The organism is Stenotrophomonas sp. YAU14A_MKIMI4_1, assembly GCF_003086855.1.
In the GTDB taxonomy this organism is placed as follows: Bacteria; Pseudomonadota; Gammaproteobacteria; order Xanthomonadales; family Xanthomonadaceae; genus Stenotrophomonas.
Genome location: NZ_CP025998.1, coordinates 2187641 through 2203569, shown reverse-complemented (window position 1 = coordinate 2203569; position 15929 = coordinate 2187641). Strand labels below are relative to the sequence as shown.

Below are 15929 nucleotides of genomic sequence, written 5' to 3'. Positions count from 1 at the left end.
GCTCGTGATTCAACCCACCGTGCGCCACACACGGTCGTCGCTTCCCAATTCCACCACCGCCTCTCCCGCACCCACAGGCGGTTTGATCGCCTCGGCCAGGCCACCCAAGGTATAAGGCTTGCGCAGCACGACGAAGCCATGGTCGGTCTCCCGCGCCAGCAGTTCGCTGTAGCCGCTGGTCAGGACCACATGCAGCCCAGGATAGGTGGCACGTACTGTCCTGGCCAGTTCCAGGCCCGTAATGCCCGGCATGACCACGTCCGAAAAGACCACGTCGTAGCGCGCATGATGCTGCTCCAGGTCGGCCAGGGCCTCTGCGCCGTTGCGCGCCAACTGCACGCCGCAGCCCAGTTCCCGCAGTGCCGAAACCGCGAATGCCGCAACATCCACGTTGTCTTCCACCACCAGCACGTTCAGGCCCTTCGCTTCCTGAAGCGCATGCAGGGACGAACCCTCTACTGAAACGGGCGCCTGGTCGGTCAGCGGCAGATACAACACGAACGTGCTGCCTTCGCCCACGGTGCTGGTGACATCCACCTCGCCTTCGGACTGCTTCACGAAGCCGAACACTTGGCTGAGTCCCAAGCCAGTGCCTTTACCCACACCCTTGGTGGTGAAGAACGGATCGAATACCTGGCTCAAGACCGACTCTTCGATGCCGCAGCCGTCGTCGCTCACCGAAACGGCCGCAAAGGCGCCCTTCAGTGGCGGCGCGAACCGTACCGAAGGCATGGTGTCGACCCGGCGTACGCAGATGCGCACCGTGCCGTTCTTTCCGATGGCATCGCGTGCGTTCACCGCCAGGTTGATCAGTGCCGTATCCAGCTGCGTCTTGTCCAGCAGCACGTGCAGCGGATCATCGGGCAGGTCCAGCTGCAATGCCACCCGGCTGCCGAGCAGGGTGCGGATGATGTCGGCCAGTCCTTCCACCCCCTTGCCCAGATCGAACACTTCCGGTGACAGCGTCTGCCTGCGCGAGAAAGACAGCAGGTGCGAGACCAGACTGGTCGCCCGGTCTGCTGCTGCGCCGATGGCTTCGATGTGCCGGCGCTGCTGCTCGTCGCGGGGTTCGCCATAGCGGAGCATGTCCACCGAGCCGGTGATGACCTGCAGAAGATTGTTGAAATCGTGCGCCACGCCGCCGGTCAGCTGGCCAATGGCTTCCAGCTTCTGCGATTGCCGCAGCTGCTCGCGTGCCCTCACCAGCTCAGCATGGGCCTGTCTTGCCTCTTCACTGATCGATTCGACCTGCCGCGAATGCTCGTTGCGCTCGGAAACGAACTCGGTCTGGTCGCTGACCACGCACAGGATGCCGCCTACGCTGCCATCGGCCACGCGGATGGGGGAATACGAGAAGGTCCAGAAGGTTTCGCGACGCGTGCCATCGCGGTCCATGAAAACGCGCAGGTTGCGGAAGCTGCGGTGGGTGCCGGCCATTGCATCGGCGATGGCCCCGCCCAACTCATCCCACACGTCGTGCCAGACGATTCTTACCGGCGTGGCCATTGCGCCGGCCAATTTGTTCCCCATCCAGGGCGAGAACGCGTCGTTGAAGTAGAACAGGTTGTCCGGGCCCCAGGAAATCCACAGCGGCTCGGGGCAATCCAGGATCATCGTCAGTACGGTGCGCAGCTCGTCCGGCGCCGCCTCTGCCAGCCCACCATGCGCCCAGTCGCTGTCCTGCAGCAGGCGATAAGCGAGGGAGTCGGGCGAAGACACGGGCAGTTCGCTGCGGGACATGTGAAGACCTGTTGAACTATTCCTCACAGCGTCAATCATGAATGGTACAGGCAGCGTGACGAGTCGTTGGGCGCAGGGCTTGTGATGATGCTGCCACCGCGCGTTCATGTGCCCGCTACATCCGCAAGACAGCAGTGTGACCTCGCGCGACTTACGTTGAAGGCCCGCCTCCCCAATTAACTGCGAATGCTCGCTACCGTGCTGCCGTCACCGCTTTCGAATCTGGCCCGGCAGCGACTGCTGCAGGTCAACGCGCTGCCATTGCCTGGCCAGGGGCGCACGCTGGAGCGCTGGCGTGGGCTCGCTGCCCTGGGGCATGAGGACCTGTGCCTGGCGAAGGTGCTTGAAGCCCATCATGACGCCGTGGCGATCCTGCACGAACTCGGCGCAGCGCCGTCGGACGACCAGTTGCTGGCGGTATGGGCCGCAGAGGGACCCGCCTGCACCCTGCGCGCCGATGCAAGCGGTCGACTTCGCGGCGACAAGCCGTGGTGTTCTGGCAGCGAGCTGGTGGATGCCGCGCTGGTAACCGTGCGCGACGAGACAGGGGTGCAGCTCTATCGGGTGGATGCATCGCAGTGGCATGCACTGGAGGGTGAGCCGTGGCCGGCCCCCGGCATGGCCGGCGTACCGTCCACTACGGTGCGTTTCGACGATGCCCAGGCCAAGGCAGTCGGCCCACTGAATGCCTATCTGGATCGTCCCGGGTTCTGGCATGGCGGCGCGGGCATTGCGGCCGTGTGGTTCGGCGCGGCCACCGCGCTTGCAGAGCGCATGCAACATGCCTGCAGCGAAGGCCTGCGCGCGCGTCTGCTGGGCAAGGCTGACCTCGCTCTGGCACCGGCCGCCGCGCTGCTGCGCGAGCTGGCCGCCGCGATCGACCTGGCCCCGCAGCTGACCCACCGCGTGCAGGTGGTGCGTGCGCGCAGCGTGGTGGAACGCGCGGCAACCCAGATCCTGGACCTTGCCGGCCGCGCATTGGGACCAGGGCCCATGTGCATGGAGGACGCGCACGCGCGCCGCTGGGCCGATCTGAGCGTATTCCTGCGGCAAAGCCACGCGGACAAGGATTGGGAATGGCTGGGACAGCAGTGCGCGGCTCAGGTGAAACCATGGGCGCTGTAGCCATCATCAACGGGCGCGGTTCCGAAGCGAGCGCATGGGACCGCTGTGACTGGCTGTGGCAGCAACCCGCAGCGACCGCGGCCGAGCTGTGTGCCGGGGCAGGGCGGATTGTAGTGGTTGCCCCGCATCCCGATGACGAGGTGTTGGCCTGCGGAGGCTTGATGTGCGCCGCCGCCCGCCTGGGCATACCGGTGCAGGTGGTGGCGGTGACCGACGGCGAGGCGTGCTACCCCGGTGAGCTCTGGTGGACGCCGCAGCGCCTGCGGCAGGCCCGACGCGAGGAGCTGCGCGATGCCTTGTCCGAGCTGTCCATTGCTGCAGAGTCCATCGTGCATCTGGGCATCGCCGATGGCGGCGTGACCGATCACGAAAGCGGTTTGGAAGACTGGCTGTGGCAGTGCCTGCGCGAAGACGATCTGCTGCTGGCGCCCTGGCGGTTCGATGGCCATCCCGACCACGAAGCTGCCGGACGCGCCGCGTGGCGGGCCGCGCGTGCCGCCGGTTGCCGCCTGCTTGAGTACCCCGTCTGGGGTTGGCACTGGCTGGATCCGGGCTGCGCGCACATGGCATGGGAGTCACCCCGCCTGCTCGACATTTCCCCGGTCGCCGCCCACAAGCGGCAGGCCATTACCCGTTTCCGTACACAGACCGGCGATGTGCCCCGGCTGCAAGCCGAGCCCATCCTGCCCGTGCACGTGCTCGACCGTTTCCATCGTACCCAGGAGGTTTATTTCGCATGAGTGCCCAGCCGTACTTCGACGAAGTGCATGCCATCGATGATCCCTTCGGCTACCGCAGCCGCTGGTACGAGGAGCGCAAGCGCGGCGTGCTGATGGCCAGCCTGACGCGCCGCAGCTTCCAGCGCGGCTGGGAACTGGGCTGTTCCAACGGGGTGCTTACCGAAGCATTGGCCGGCCGCTGCGAGCGCCTGCTGGCAACCGATATCAGCCCGCGGGCGACGTTCCAGGCGCGCCGCAGTCTGGCCCACCTGCCGCACGTGCAGGTGCATTGCGCGCAGCATCCGCAACAGTGGCCGGCCGGCCGCTTCGACCTGATCGTCTGCAGCGAAATGGGCTACTACCTGGGGCCGGACGCGCTGGTTGAGCTGCGCGACGGGGTACACGCTGCGTTGAAGGATGACGGACTGCTGGTGGCTTGCCACTGGCTGCCCTCCTTCAACGGCCGCGCCAGCCGCACCGCGCTCGTGCACGAGCGGCTGGGGCACGGGCTGCAGGAAGCTTTCTGCTACCGGGACAGCGATTTCGTGCTGCAGGGGTGGACCCGCGCGCCACTGTCGCTGGCCAGCGAAGAGGGCCTGAGATGATCGGCATACTGGTGCCCGCACACAACGAGGCGGGGTGCCTGGACGCGTGCCTGCGCTCGCTGTCCATTGCCGCCGCGCACCCGCGGCTGAGGGGAGAGCCAGTAAGGGTGACGGTGGCGCTGGATGCCTGCACGGATGCCAGCGCGGACATCTGCCGGCGCCATGGCGTCGGCATCGTGCCGGTAGAGGCCCGCTGCGTGGGTGCAGCGCGAGCGGCGGCGGCGGACGACTTGATCCGCATGGGCGCACGGTGGCTGGCCAGCACCGATGCAGACAGCCAGGTGCCAGCCGATTGGCTGGTGGCGCAGTGCGAAGCGGGCGCTGAGGTCTTCTGCGGCGTGGTGGATCTGGGCGATCTGGCGCCCCGGCAAGCCTGGCTTCGCAGCTGCTTCCAGCGCGGAGAGCGCTGGGGGCGCGGGCACGGCCGGGTACACGGCGCCAACATGGGCGTGTCGACACGTGCCTACCTGGCGGCCGGTGGTTTCGCGGCGCAGCGTTGTTCGGAAGACGTGGATCTGGTGAAACGACTGCAGGCAAGCGGCGCATCCATCTGCTGGGCCGGTGATCCGGTGGTGAGCACCAGTGCCCGCCTGGTCGGGCGCGCCAGCGGTGGATTTGCCGATCATCTGGCGGCCCTTGCAGCGCAGGACCATGGTGTACCGCCCCAGCTGGCCTTGGCCAGCTGAGGCGTGTAAGGGCTCATTCCCCATCCACCGCGAATGCCGCGTGCACCAGGGCCAGATGGCTCAGGCCCTGTGGGGTGTTTCCCAGCCCTTGCTCGGTAAAAGGGTCCCACATCTCGGGCATCAGGCCCACGTCGTTGCGAACCCGCTGCAGCAGGGAATGGAACAGCCGATGCGCTTCCTCCTGCTCGCCCAGCAGGCCATACGCCTCCACCATCCAGAACGCGCAGCTGATGAACGTGCCTTCGCACTGCTGCATGCCGCTGTAGCGCCACAGCAGATCGCCACTGGTATCACTCAGTTCACGGCGGATCGCTTCGCGGGTGGCGATGAACCGCTCGCGCCGTGCCTGTGCAAGACCGAATCGTGATGCCAGCATCAGGCTTGCATCAAGTCGGTCACTGCCGGTGTGCATCACATAGGTCTGCTTTTCTTCGTGCCAGCAGTGCGTGTCGATCCAGTCCAGGATGCGGTCGCGCTCGCGCTGCCATCGGGGCAGGCGGGCGCGGGTGATGTGACCCTGTTCAGCCAGTTCGCACGCACGGCGCAGGGCCATCCAGCATTCCACCTTCGACATGGTGTAATGCTGCAGGTCCTCCAGCTCCCAGAACCCGCAGTCCTTGCGCATCCAGCGGTCGGCGCATTCGTCGGCCAGCTCGAACAACAGCCGGGCAGTGGCCGGGTCCAGAATATGGCCGGCATCGATCATGCGGCTGGCCATTTCCATCACATCCCCGTAGACGCAGGTCTGCAATTGGTCGGTTGCAGTGTTGCCTACCCGCACCGGCTGGCTGCCGTGATAGCCGGGGATGTCGATGTAACGCTCCTGTTCAACCGTTTCGCCGCGCAAGGTGTAGCAGGGCCGCAGCGCCGGGCGGTGTCTGCCGATGGTGGTCATCAACCAACTGAAACCGGCCTTGGCGTCGGGCAGGGCGCCCACGCGCAGGAAGGCTTTGATGATGTAGGCGGCGTCGCGCACCCAGGCGTAGCGATAGTCCCAGTTCTTGTCACCGCCCAGGCGTTCCGGCAGCGAAGCGGTCACCGCAGCGGCAATGGCGCCGGTGGGTGAGAACCACAGGAACTTCAACGCCAGCGCCGAGCAGATCACTTCGCTGCGCTGGCGGCTGTCGCAGTGCAGATCCGCGACCCATTGCTGCCATTCGCGATCGGAGCGGTCAATGCGGGTGTCGATATCGTCCAACGGCGGAACGGGCAGCACCTCGTCCTGCGACGCCAGCAACGCGACAACGCCGCGGTAGCCCGCCGTCACCCGCACTTGCCCCTGCACGGCGCGGTCGTCACACCGCTCGATGTCGGTGTCTTCCGGGTAGCGCAGCATCGTCATCACCGGACCCACGTGATGCACGCAGCCATTGGGGGTATCGCTCATCCATGGCGTGCAGGTGCCGGCACGGGTGCCCGGCTGGTAGTGCAGGTCGAAGATCACCTCGCCCTCCAGCCCTTCCACCCGCCTGGCCAGCTCGGACCACGGCAAGCGCCCGGCCGGACCGCTGTTCAGCGATTCGGTAACGCGGACGAATCCGGTGCGAGTGCGGATCTCCGTTTCAAGTACGTTGCTGTCGGCCCGGTAGCGCCGGCGTACAGACACGATGCCCCGTGCCTGCAGGGCAAAGCGCCCGCCGGCTGCGGCGTCCAGCAGGCGATCGAACAGCGGCGGCGAATCCATGTTTGGCGCGCACCACCAGTCGATGCAGCCGTCAGGTGCAATCAGCGCCGTGGAGCGGCCATCGCCGATGGCCGCGTAGGCATGGATGGGGACATGCCCCTGCGTGTCACGTGCGGGGCTTACCCCGCTACCTGGCGCGGACCTCACGGCAGCAGCATGCCGCCGGTGGCACCAATCACCTCGCCGGTGATGTAGCTCGATTCCTGGGTGGCCAGGAGCACGTAGGCCGACGCCATCTCTACCGGTTGCCCAGCACGCTTCAGTGGTGTCTGCGCCCCAAACTCTGGAATGGCCTCTGGCGGCTGACCGCCCGCCGGCTGCAACGGGGTCCAGATCGGGCCCGGGGCTACGGCGTTCACCCGGATGCCGCGCTCGGCGACCTGCTGCGCCAACGATTTGGTGAAATTGACAATGGCCGCCTTGGTCGGCGCGTAGTCCAGCAGATTGGGCGAAGGCTGATAGGCCTGGATGGAGGCGGTGTTGATGATGGTCGCACCGGCGGGCAGGTGTGGCAGGGCCGCCTTGCATACCCAGAACAGCGCATGCACGTTGGTGCGGAACGTGGCCTCGAACTGCTCGGTGTCCAGGTCCTCGATCTTCTCTACGGCCAATTGCTTGCCGGCAATATTGGCCAGAACGTCCAGGCCGCCCAGCGCCTCCACGGCCTTGGCCACCAGATCGCGGCAGAACGCTTCGTCCTGCAGGTCGCCGGGCAGGGCAATGGCCTTGCGCCCTTCGGCCTCGATCAGCGCGACCACCTCGGCGGCGTCCGCCTCTTCCTCGGGCAGGTAGTTCAGCGCTACATCGGCACCCTCGCGGGCGAAGGCAATCGCCACGGCGCGACCGATGCCCGAGTCTGCGCCGGTCACCAGTGCCTTGCGGCCCTTCATACGGCCCAGGCCCACATAGCTCTTCTCACCATGGTCGGCCTGTGGGCTCAGTTCGTGCACGGTGCCGGGCGGTGTCTGTATCTGCGCCGGGTAGGTCGGCTGCGGGAACTGGGTGAGCGGGTTCTGCATGTCGTACTGGTTGCGAGTCATTGCGGCATTCCTTGGGGGAGGAAGAAGTGGGGTGTAGAACATTCAGAGCGTGACGGCGCCACCGGAAATGGTCAGCAGCGCGCCGGAGGTGTAACTGGCGCTGTCCGCGGCCAGCATCACGTAGGCCGATGCCAGTTCGGCCGGCTGGCCCGGTCGACCGAACGGCGTCTGGCTGCCAAACTGCTCGACCTCTTCGGCGGCCATGCCGGCAGGAATGAACGGCGTCCAGATCGGGCCTGGCAGCACCGCGTTTACCCGGATGCCTTTCTCTGCCAGCAGGCCGGCCAACCCGATGGTCAGATTCGCAACCGCGCCCTTGGTGGTGGAGTAGGGCAGGATGTTCGGCGTAGGCTTCTTGGAATTCACCGATGCGGTGTTGATGACGGCACCGCCGTCCTGCAGATGTGGCACGCACAGGCGGGTCAGGTTGAATACCGCGTGCACATTTGTATCGAAGGTCTTGCGCCAGTCGTCCAGGGTGATCTCATCGAACGACTCGTAGTAGCGCTGGTACGCGGCGTTGTTCACCAGGATGTCCAGACCGCCCAGCTCGTGCACCACGCGCCTCACCAGGTCTTCGGCCTGCGCTTCATCGCTGATGTCGCAGGGAATCAGTACCGACTTTTGGCCAGCTTCCTGTATCAGCTTGCCAATCGCCGCCGCATCGTCCTTCTCACTCTCCAGGAAGGCGATGGCCACATCAGCGCCTTCGCGGGCGTAGGCAATGGCCACGGCAGCGCCAATGCCGCTGTCGCCGCCGGTGATCAGCGCCTTCTTGCCTTCCAGCTGTCGATGGCCCTTGTAGCTCTGCTCGCCGTGGTCCGGGCGCGGGTCCATCTTGCTGGTCTTGCCGGGGAAAGGCTGCTGCTGTGCCTTGAACGGCGGCTTCGGATACTGGGGGGCAGCCATCGGACGACTCCTTCGGAAGGGGAATCGCTACTGTCTGCCTGAGTGGGTAAACGCAGTGGCCCGGTGGTGTCGCCGTGATGTGCACGGCGCGGCCCTACAGCGGGTAGGCAATGGTGGTCATGATGCTGTTCTCCGCCTGGCGCGAATCCAGGCGCGTGTGTTGCACCACCACCGGCACATCCGAATCGATCACACAGGAAAAACCCACGCCACGCGGGACAGGCGCCGGGTCCTGCAGATCGTTGAAGCGCTTGTGGCAGGTGCGCTGCGCCGGCACGGTGAAGAGATAGGGGCCCTGCGGCTCGCGGTCCTCGAAGTACAGCATCAGGCTGATCTGTGCATCGGTACTGCCGGTATTGAGGATGCAGCAGGTTTCGTGGCTCTGCAGTTCGGGTTCGGGGCCATTGCTCCAACCGGGGATATAGCCTTCGGCAATGGCCCATCGGGTACGGCCCAGCGCGGCGTTGTTGGCATCGGACATCTCGTGGCTCCTTCGATTGGGGCGCTACAGAGTGAGGGTGCCGGGCAGCGCACGCCGTGCAGACCGGGTGCGCGGCGCATCAACGTGAAGCATTCAGCGCGCTGTCTGACCCTGCATTGGCGCCGGTCTGGCCGGTGCCTATCATGGGTTGCTGCATTCATCGATTCCCGCTGCCGCCGTACATGCCCTCAAGCGCCCAGTCCGCGCGCCGTTCTGCCCGCGCCGCCGGCTATGTCTTTCCTGAGCACCTGCGCGAGCAGGCCCGTGCCCTCCCTGCCCAGCCAGGGGTGTACACATTCCACGGTCGCGAGGGTGGGTTGCCCCTGTATATCGGCAAGAGTGTGAACCTGCGCACTCGTGTGCTTGATCACCTGCGCACCGAGGAAGAAGCCGCGATGCTGCGGCAATCCGAACGCATCAGCCATCTGCCGATGGCCGGCGATCTGGGCGCACAGCTGCTGGAAGCCACGATGGTCAAGACCCATCGACCGCTCTATAACCGCCTGCTGCGGCGGGTACCGCGGCAATTCAGCCTGCGCCTTTATCGGGGTGAAGTGAGCGTGCTGCACTCGGGCGAAGTCGACCTGACATCGGCGCCGCTGCTGTACGGCGTCTACTCCAGTGAGCGTTCCGCCCGCGAAGCACTGCGACGCCTGGCTGACGACAACCGCCTGTGCTATTCGCTGTTGGGCCTGGAGCGCCTGGCGGCCGGGCGACCTTGCTTCCGGTCGATGCTGGGCCAGTGCCTTGGCGCATGCTCCGGGCGCGAGAGCCTGGCCGAGCACCAGCGCCGGCTGACCGAGGCACTGGCCCTGCTGGAAGTCGTGCAATGGCCGTACGCCGGCCCCGTCGCCATCGAGGAGCGCGGCCCGGACCTGCGCCAGTTCCATGTGGTTGATGGGTGGTTCTATCACGGCAGTACCAAGACCCTCGCTGCTGCCCGACGCCTGCGCCGCGGGCCCGCCCAGTTCGACCGCGACGCCTACCGCATTCTGCGCAAGGGCCTATGCGGCGGCCAGTGGGCCTTGCACCCGTTGTAGACACAGCTAAGGCAAGCAGGTCACAGGGCGTGGACGCTCGCTTGGGTATGCCTGCGTGCAGGACCATGCCAGGAGATGATCGTGACTGACCTGTTGGATCTGGGAATGCCCTGGTTCGAATTCGTGCTGCGCGCCAGCGCGGTCTACATCGTGGTGCTGCTGCTCACCCGGCTAAGTGGCAAGCGCTCCATCGGTCAGTCCGCGCCGTTCGACATGCTGGTGATCGTGCTGCTGGGCACCGCGGTGCAGAATTCGCTGATCGGCGAAGACACATCATTGCTCGGTGGGCTCATCCTGGCCGCGACACTGCTGGGGCTGAACTGGCTGGTGGGCTACGCCACGGCACGCAACCGTCGTCTGCACCGCTGGGTGGAAGGTGCGCCAGTAGTTCTGGTCCGCAACGGCAAGGTGTTCTGGGAACAGCTGCGCCGCTGCAATGTTTCACCGGAAGATCTGGATGTGGCCATGCGTAAGGCAGGTTGTGATGGACACCATGACATCTCCTTGGCCATGTTGGAGACGTCCGGCGAGATCAGCATCGATTCGCGCGAGCGCTGACAAGCAGAATCCAAGATTCTGAATCCGCAGCTATTGCCGCAGGCCGGCTGCCACCAAGTGTTAAGGCGCGCATGCAGCGCAATAGACGTCGCGCATACTGCAGGGTCACCAGCAGGGCGGCGTGAACGTGCGACGCTGCCAGACACCTACCGCGTGGAGATGGATCATGCAGGCATTGACCTATCACGGCCGCAAGGATGTTCGGGTGGAAACCGTGCCCGACCCGGTACTGGCGGCCGACGACGATCTGATCCTGCGTGTGACCGCCACGGCCATCTGCGGTTCCGATCTGCACCTGTACCGTGGAAAGATTCCTGACCTTCATACCGGCGACGTGCTGGGCCACGAATTCATGGGCGTGGTGGAGGAAGTGGGTCGTGGCGTGACCCAGGTACAGCCCGGCGATCGGGTGGTCATCCCCTTTGTGATTGCCTGCGGGGAGTGTTTCCATTGCCAGCTGGCCGAATATGCGGCCTGTGAAACGACCAACCCGGGCAAAGGCGCTGCGCTCAACGGCAAAGGCCTGATGCCGCCCGCCGCGCTGTTCGGTTACAGCCATCTGTACGGCGGGGTTGCTGGCGGGCAGGCCGAATATGTGCGCGTACCGAAGGCCAACGTGGGCCCGTTGCGCATTCCCGAAGGCGTGGCCGATGAGCAGGTACTGTTCCTGTCCGACATCCTGCCTACCGGCTACCAGGCGGCGTTGAACGCTGGGATCAAGCCCGGCTCGACCGTGGCCATCTTCGGCGCCGGCCCGGTGGGCCTGATGAGCGCGGCCTGTTGTCGGTTGCTCGGCGCCGAAACGATTTTCATGGTCGATCATCTGCCTTATCGACTCGACTTCGCCCAGCGCACGTACGGCGTCACGCCCATCAATTTCAGCGAAGTGGATGATCCGGCGGACTACATCGTCAGCCAGACCAGCGGGCGGGGCGTGGATGCCTGTATCGAAGCGGTCGGCTTCGAGGCTGAAGGCAGCGCCCTGGAAAGTGCGCTAACCGCGGTAAAGCTGGAAGGCAGTAGCGGCGTGGCGATCCGCCAGTGCATTGCCGCAGCGCGACGCGGGGGCGTTGTCAGCATTCCCGGCGTGTATGCCGGTTTCATCCATGGTCTTCTGCTGGGCGACGCATTCGACAAAGGCCTGACCTTCAAGATGGGGCAGACCCACGTGCAGGGGCTGATGCCCGAGCTGCTGACGGCCATTCTGGAAGGGAAGCTGGACCCCGGGGAAATCATCTCGCACCGCATGACACTGGCCGAAGCCGCCCAGGGCTATGCGATGTTCGACGCCAAGGACGATTATTGCCGGAAGATCGTGCTGACCCCATGAGCGACGGGAAAGGCACGAAGGCACCAGTGGAGACGCCGGACGGGCGGTACATTGTGGTGCGCGGCCGTCTATGGCGCGCCAGTAACCCCCACTTGCCCGAAGCCGCGCGTGCGCAGTGGGTGGCGCGGCTGATGAGCGGTCGACGAGCGGTACAAGCGGCCATGCGCGCAGGTGACCGGGAGGCGTTGCAGGCCGCGCGCCGAGCTGTGGACGATGCCAAGCGTGGGCTGGGTGAGCGGGGCCCGGTATGGTGGACAGACGGGGGAAAAGGACTATGATGACCTCACTCGTGCCGCTGCCCGCTTCAACCTGGAAGCAGGCGTGACTGGCGTCCTGCTATATGACGGCTCCCGTTTCCTGCAGTACATCGAAGGGCCGGACGACAGCATCAATGTGGTCTACGATCGCATTTTTTCAGCCTGCAGCCATCATGAGCTGGTGGAGCTGGGCAGGGCCCGGATTTCCGCCCGGTTCTTCCCGTACTGGTCCATGCGCTGGCTTCCTGCCCAGCCTACCGATATCCGCATCGTCTCCACAGGCGATTGGTCTGGTCTGAACCGCAGCGGCGGCGTCCATCGCCTGAGTCTCCTGGTATCACAGCACCTGGCCTCGCCACCGGCGGCATGATGCTGCAGGCCTGCAGCTCTCACCCGCGCTTGTTGCCGGTGGGATCTGCTGGCGGGCGCTCGTAATCCTCCGGGTGAGCGGTCTCTTCCTGTTCGGGCATGTCCTTTTCTTTTTTCCAGCTGCGGTCGGTACGCACCTTGTCCGGCGTATGGGCCTTGTCCTCATCGCTGGCATCGCCGGTGGGGTTGAAAGGCAACTTGCTCATGGTCTTCTCCCGAAAATGATCATCCGTTGGGTTGGGTTCCCAGCCGACCCTTCTGGATCGTGGCATTCACCGCTTCCTGCAACTGGGGAATATGGAACGGCTTGGCTACAAAGCGCGCCCGCTGGTGGCGGGCCGGCACTACCTGCTCGTACACCGCGGAAGCAAACAAATACGGCACGCCCAGGTCAGCCAGCCGATCGGCCACCGGGAACACTACGCCGTCGCGCAACTCGATATCGAGGATGGCGGCGTCGAATCGTCCGTCCTTCAGAAGGCTTATGGCTTCAAACACACTGTAGGCGTGGGTGACTTCGTTGCCTTGGTCGACCAGTGCCTGCTCGACCAGTTCTGCCAGGTCGAATTCATCTTCCACCAACAGCAGGTTGCATCCACTGTTCGTACCGCGTTCCAGGTCTTGCATGTGGGTCACGTACTCGCGTTCTGCGTTGACCCCACTGTGTACTTCAAACCATCAAAATGATGACGTTTCGCCGTGTGCGGGGTGCGAAGAGCGCGCGTGCACTTCGCCAATGCGCTGCATTGACGCGTCGTTTGCGCGGGCCGTGGATACTTCCGCCGTCGCCATTGCGGGAGACAGGACCCATGAATCAACGGGAAAGCGCCAACCAGCCCAAGGTGCTCCGGCTGGAAACCATGCCGCTGGACTGCGGCGAACGGGTCGTCGTGGTGGAACTGGACTGCGCGCCGGGCAAGGCCTGGGCGAAAGCGCTGAAGCGGGTGTTGGCGTCGACCGATGGCCTGGAGTCGGTACGCCCGCGCTGCGATGGCCGGTTCGTCTACATCATCGGGGTCGACCCAATGCTGCGCGGGTATGCACATCGCATCCACCACGCCTTGGCTGTGACCAGTGAGCGAAGCCCGGCAGCGGAGACGTCCTGCGCATCGGCCCCCACGCCGTCCTCTTCGGCCACATGGTCTGCGGTCAGCCCTTGACCCGGGCGGCAGCATGAGCGAGGGCGAGATGGCGGACGCGGCGGGCACCATGCGCGTCGGGTGTGCCGGTTGGTCGTTTCCATCTGCGCACGCGGCTGAGTTTGGACCGGGCGACAGCGCTCTCCAGCGCTATTCCACCCGGTTCTCAATGGTGGAAGTGAACTCATCCTTCTATCGGCAACACAAGCCAGAGACCTATGTGCGCTGGGCGCTGAGCGTGCCGGCCGACTTCCGTTTCTGCGTAAAGATACCCCGCGCCATCAGCCACGAGCATGCGTTGGATGCCACAACCCCCTTACTGGATGCATTTCTGTACGGCGCTGAACGTCTGGGCGAGCGGCTTGGGGTGCTGCTGCTGCAGCTTCCGCCCAGCACGGCCTACGACGGGCGCGTGGCGTCGGCGTTCTTCCGCGCCCTGCGCCGTCGCAGTAACGCTGCCATCGCGTGCGAACCTCGCCACGCAAGCTGGTTTACTGCCCAGGCCGATGCAATGCTGGCCGAGCAGGGTGTTGCCCGCGTGGCCGCCGACCCGGCGCGGTACCCGCTCGCTGGCGAGCACGGCGGCGCACGAGACTGGAGCTACTGGCGCTGGCATGGCCGCCCGCGCATGTACTACAGCGCCTATGAAGAGGCAGATCTGAAGACCCTGGCATGCCGCTGCTGGGAATCGGCGATGGCCGGGCCGGCGTGGGTCATCCTGGACAACACCGCCCATGGCCATGCGGTCGGCAACGCGCTGCGACTGCAGGCGCTTCTGCAGCACACGGACCGGGCAAACCGGTGTCCAGATTGAATTCACAACACAGTGGCGGGTCGAAGACTGCGCGTTGACGTGCGATCCGTACATTTCTCCCTCAAACTAAATCCACTTCACGCACCATGGTAAACCGCGCTATCGCCTATGCCAGCGAGGCACTGCCGGACCTCGATCCTGACCGCCTGACCCACCTGATGGAAGACGCAGCCCGATTCAACCGCGACGCGGGTATCACCGGCGTGCTGCTGTTCGACGGGCAGCGCTTCCTGCAGTACATCGAGGGCCCGGAAGACGCCCTGAAAATCGCCTACGGCCGAATACTGGCGTCCAGCAGCCACCGCGAAATCATCGAGCTGGCACGCGGCCCCGTGGGCAGGCGCATGTTCCCCTACTGGTCGATGCGATTGCTGCCCACGGGCGACCGCGAACTGAGCCAGGCCGCCCATGCCGACTGGCGCGGCTTCGTGAAGCGGGCAGGGCGCGAGGGAAGCCCATGGGCGGCCATGGACTATCTGGCCGCCGTGGCCGAGCCGCACCTGGCCTGATCACTGGGGCGCTATTCGCCTTCGGTGTCGTCCAGCAGCGCGATCACCTCCCGGTTGTCCAATACCTTTGCCGCATCCGAGCGCTGCAGCAGCTGCAGCGCAGGTTGCCGCCGGTCGGGCAGGGCGGCCGTGGCCTCCCACGCAATGACGGTTTCGTACTCGCGGGAATTGGCATCCAACGCTGTGGCGAGCACGCAGGAATCCAGCGCCATTCCGGCGAGTACCACGCGGCGAACCTGGAGCTTGGCCAGCAACACCGGCAGCGGTGTTGCCAGGAACGCAGAATGCTTGGGCTTCAGAATGAAGTAATGGGACGGCTCCGGGGAAAGGGTCGAGGCAATCTGCGCGGCCGCGCCGCCTTGCTTGCGGCAGGCCGCGACAAGGCCGGGAAAATCACGCTTCCAATCACCGAAATTATCGTTCGCATGGATCACTGGCAGGCCGCGCTGGTCAAACGCAGTGCGCAGGGAAGACGCCTTCCCGGCGGCCTGCACGGCCAGCGGCGCCATCTGCCGCCCTTGCGGGAAGTCGAACAGGCTGAACAGATCGATGATGATCAGCGCGCTGCGTGAGCTCATGGCGCCACCTCATTGCGGGGTAGGTTTCCACGTCGTTGCCGCCGGCGCCACGCCATGACCTGGCCAACAAGCGCCGTGATCAACAGCAGCGCGTTGGTTACCACGAAAACGGTAGCGCCCAGCAGGGCACTGTAAATCGTGAAGAGCATCGAAGCGGTAATCTGGCCGAGGAACAGCCACTTCGAGACCGTTTCCGGGTGGGGTGATTGCCACTGCTTCACCATCTGTCGGATCAGCGTAGCCATCAGCACCGCGGTCGCCGCCCAGCCCAGTACATCCGGATGCATGCAGATCTCCCTGGGGCGTAAGTCAGGCGCCGCCTTCAGCGGCGGCGCCGTGGAACGGA

The 15929-nt window shown here is 65.2% G+C and carries 20 protein-coding genes and 1 pseudogene; 12 read left to right on the top strand and 9 right to left on the bottom strand.

What is annotated here, in order from left to right; all coding sequences use genetic code 11:
• Window positions 1-9: 9 nt before the first annotated feature.
• Window positions 10-1740, bottom strand: a complete 1731-nt coding sequence (locus tag C1931_RS10140; RefSeq protein ID WP_108756220.1) for a PAS domain-containing sensor histidine kinase — start codon at window positions 1738-1740, stop codon at window positions 10-12.
• Window positions 1741-1926: 186 nt separating this feature from the next.
• Here C1931_RS10140 and C1931_RS10135 point away from each other — a divergent pair, with 186 nt between their 5' ends.
• From C1931_RS10135 to C1931_RS10120, 4 genes are read left to right on the top strand one after another with little or no spacing between them, the layout of a single operon-like run.
• The gene (locus tag C1931_RS10135) at window positions 1927-2865 is read left to right on the top strand and encodes an acyl-CoA/acyl-ACP dehydrogenase (protein ID WP_108756219.1); all 939 of its coding nucleotides are present in this window, start codon (window positions 1927-1929) and stop codon (window positions 2863-2865) included.
• A complete protein-coding gene (locus C1931_RS10130; RefSeq protein WP_108756218.1) occupies window positions 2853-3605 on the top strand; it encodes a PIG-L family deacetylase in 753 nt (250 codons plus the stop codon). The genes C1931_RS10135 and C1931_RS10130 overlap by 13 nt, the downstream gene beginning before the upstream one ends.
• A complete protein-coding gene (locus C1931_RS10125; protein ID WP_108753139.1) occupies window positions 3602-4189 on the top strand; it encodes an SAM-dependent methyltransferase in 588 nt (195 codons plus the stop codon). Before C1931_RS10130 ends, C1931_RS10125 begins: the two co-directional genes overlap by 4 nt.
• The gene (locus tag C1931_RS10120; protein WP_108756217.1) at window positions 4186-4875 is read left to right on the top strand and encodes a glycosyltransferase family 2 protein; all 690 of its coding nucleotides are present in this window, start codon (window positions 4186-4188) and stop codon (window positions 4873-4875) included. The genes C1931_RS10125 and C1931_RS10120 overlap by 4 nt, the downstream gene beginning before the upstream one ends.
• A gap of 13 nt (window positions 4876-4888) precedes the next feature.
• Here C1931_RS10120 and C1931_RS10115 read toward each other — a convergent pair whose 3' ends face one another.
• The 4 genes from C1931_RS10115 to C1931_RS10100 all read right to left on the bottom strand — a co-directional run bounded on the left by C1931_RS10115 (window position 4889) and on the right by C1931_RS10100 (window position 8989).
• A complete protein-coding gene (locus C1931_RS10115) occupies window positions 4889-6706 on the bottom strand; it encodes a glycoside hydrolase family 15 protein (RefSeq protein ID WP_108756216.1) in 1818 nt (605 codons plus the stop codon).
• Window positions 6703-7641, bottom strand: coding sequence for an SDR family oxidoreductase (locus tag C1931_RS10110; protein ID WP_343125752.1), 939 nt, complete (start codon window positions 7639-7641; stop codon window positions 6703-6705). The genes C1931_RS10115 and C1931_RS10110 overlap by 4 nt, the downstream gene beginning before the upstream one ends.
• Window positions 7642-8508, bottom strand: coding sequence for an SDR family oxidoreductase (locus C1931_RS10105; protein WP_108756214.1), 867 nt, complete (start codon window positions 8506-8508; stop codon window positions 7642-7644). It lies immediately after the preceding gene.
• Window positions 8509-8602: 94 nt separating this feature from the next.
• Window positions 8603-8989 (bottom strand): sensory rhodopsin transducer, encoded by a 387-nt coding sequence (locus tag C1931_RS10100; RefSeq protein WP_108756213.1) that lies wholly within the window; start codon window positions 8987-8989, stop codon window positions 8603-8605.
• A gap of 182 nt (window positions 8990-9171) precedes the next feature.
• On the opposite strand from C1931_RS10100, the gene cho reads away from it, so the two are divergent.
• The 5 genes and pseudogenes from cho to C1931_RS10075 all read left to right on the top strand — a co-directional run bounded on the left by cho (window position 9172) and on the right by C1931_RS10075 (window position 12544).
• Window positions 9172-10029 carry an excinuclease Cho gene (gene cho, locus C1931_RS10095; RefSeq protein ID WP_108756212.1) on the top strand — a complete coding sequence of 286 codons (858 nt, stop codon included), beginning with the start codon at window positions 9172-9174 and terminating at the stop codon, window positions 10027-10029.
• Window positions 10030-10110: 81 nt separating this feature from the next.
• Entirely contained in the window at window positions 10111-10587 is a 477-nt protein-coding gene (locus C1931_RS10090) for a YetF domain-containing protein (protein WP_108757724.1), read from the top strand.
• 166 nt (window positions 10588-10753) lie between these two features.
• On the top strand, window positions 10754-11917 hold the full coding sequence (locus C1931_RS10085) for a zinc-dependent alcohol dehydrogenase (RefSeq protein WP_108756211.1): 1164 nt from the start codon (window positions 10754-10756) through the stop codon (window positions 11915-11917).
• Window positions 11914-12186 (top strand): annotated as a pseudogene (locus tag C1931_RS20500) (hypothetical protein); the annotation flags it as partial. The gene C1931_RS10085 and the pseudogene C1931_RS20500, both read left to right, overlap by 4 nt.
• Window positions 12131-12544: a BLUF domain-containing protein gene (locus C1931_RS10075; protein ID WP_108756209.1), complete on the top strand. Its 414-nt coding sequence runs from the start codon at window positions 12131-12133 to the stop codon at window positions 12542-12544. The pseudogene C1931_RS20500 and the gene C1931_RS10075, both read left to right, overlap by 56 nt.
• Before the next feature lie 19 nt (window positions 12545-12563).
• Here C1931_RS10075 and C1931_RS10070 read toward each other — a convergent pair whose 3' ends face one another.
• On the bottom strand, window positions 12564-12749 hold the full coding sequence (locus C1931_RS10070) for a hypothetical protein (RefSeq protein ID WP_108756208.1): 186 nt from the start codon (window positions 12747-12749) through the stop codon (window positions 12564-12566).
• Window positions 12750-12768: 19 nt separating this feature from the next.
• Window positions 12769-13170, bottom strand: coding sequence for a response regulator (locus C1931_RS10065; RefSeq protein WP_108757723.1), 402 nt, complete (start codon window positions 13168-13170; stop codon window positions 12769-12771).
• Between the two features lie 182 nt (window positions 13171-13352).
• On the opposite strand from C1931_RS10065, the gene C1931_RS10060 reads away from it, so the two are divergent.
• The 3 genes from C1931_RS10060 to C1931_RS10050 all read left to right on the top strand — a co-directional run bounded on the left by C1931_RS10060 (window position 13353) and on the right by C1931_RS10050 (window position 15005).
• A complete protein-coding gene (locus tag C1931_RS10060; protein WP_108756207.1) occupies window positions 13353-13703 on the top strand; it encodes a hypothetical protein in 351 nt (116 codons plus the stop codon).
• A 13-nt stretch (window positions 13704-13716) separates the two neighbouring features.
• The gene (locus tag C1931_RS10055; RefSeq protein WP_234412899.1) at window positions 13717-14496 is read left to right on the top strand and encodes a DUF72 domain-containing protein; all 780 of its coding nucleotides are present in this window, start codon (window positions 13717-13719) and stop codon (window positions 14494-14496) included.
• 86 nt (window positions 14497-14582) lie between these two features.
• On the top strand, window positions 14583-15005 hold the full coding sequence (locus C1931_RS10050) for a BLUF domain-containing protein (RefSeq protein WP_108756206.1): 423 nt from the start codon (window positions 14583-14585) through the stop codon (window positions 15003-15005).
• Between the two features lie 11 nt (window positions 15006-15016).
• Here C1931_RS10050 and C1931_RS10045 read toward each other — a convergent pair whose 3' ends face one another.
• Entirely contained in the window at window positions 15017-15583 is a 567-nt protein-coding gene (locus tag C1931_RS10045; protein ID WP_108756205.1) for an isochorismatase family cysteine hydrolase, read from the bottom strand.
• A complete protein-coding gene (locus C1931_RS10040; protein WP_108756204.1) occupies window positions 15580-15870 on the bottom strand; it encodes a hypothetical protein in 291 nt (96 codons plus the stop codon). Before C1931_RS10040 ends, C1931_RS10045 begins: the two co-directional genes overlap by 4 nt.
• Window positions 15871-15929 lie beyond the last annotated feature (59 nt).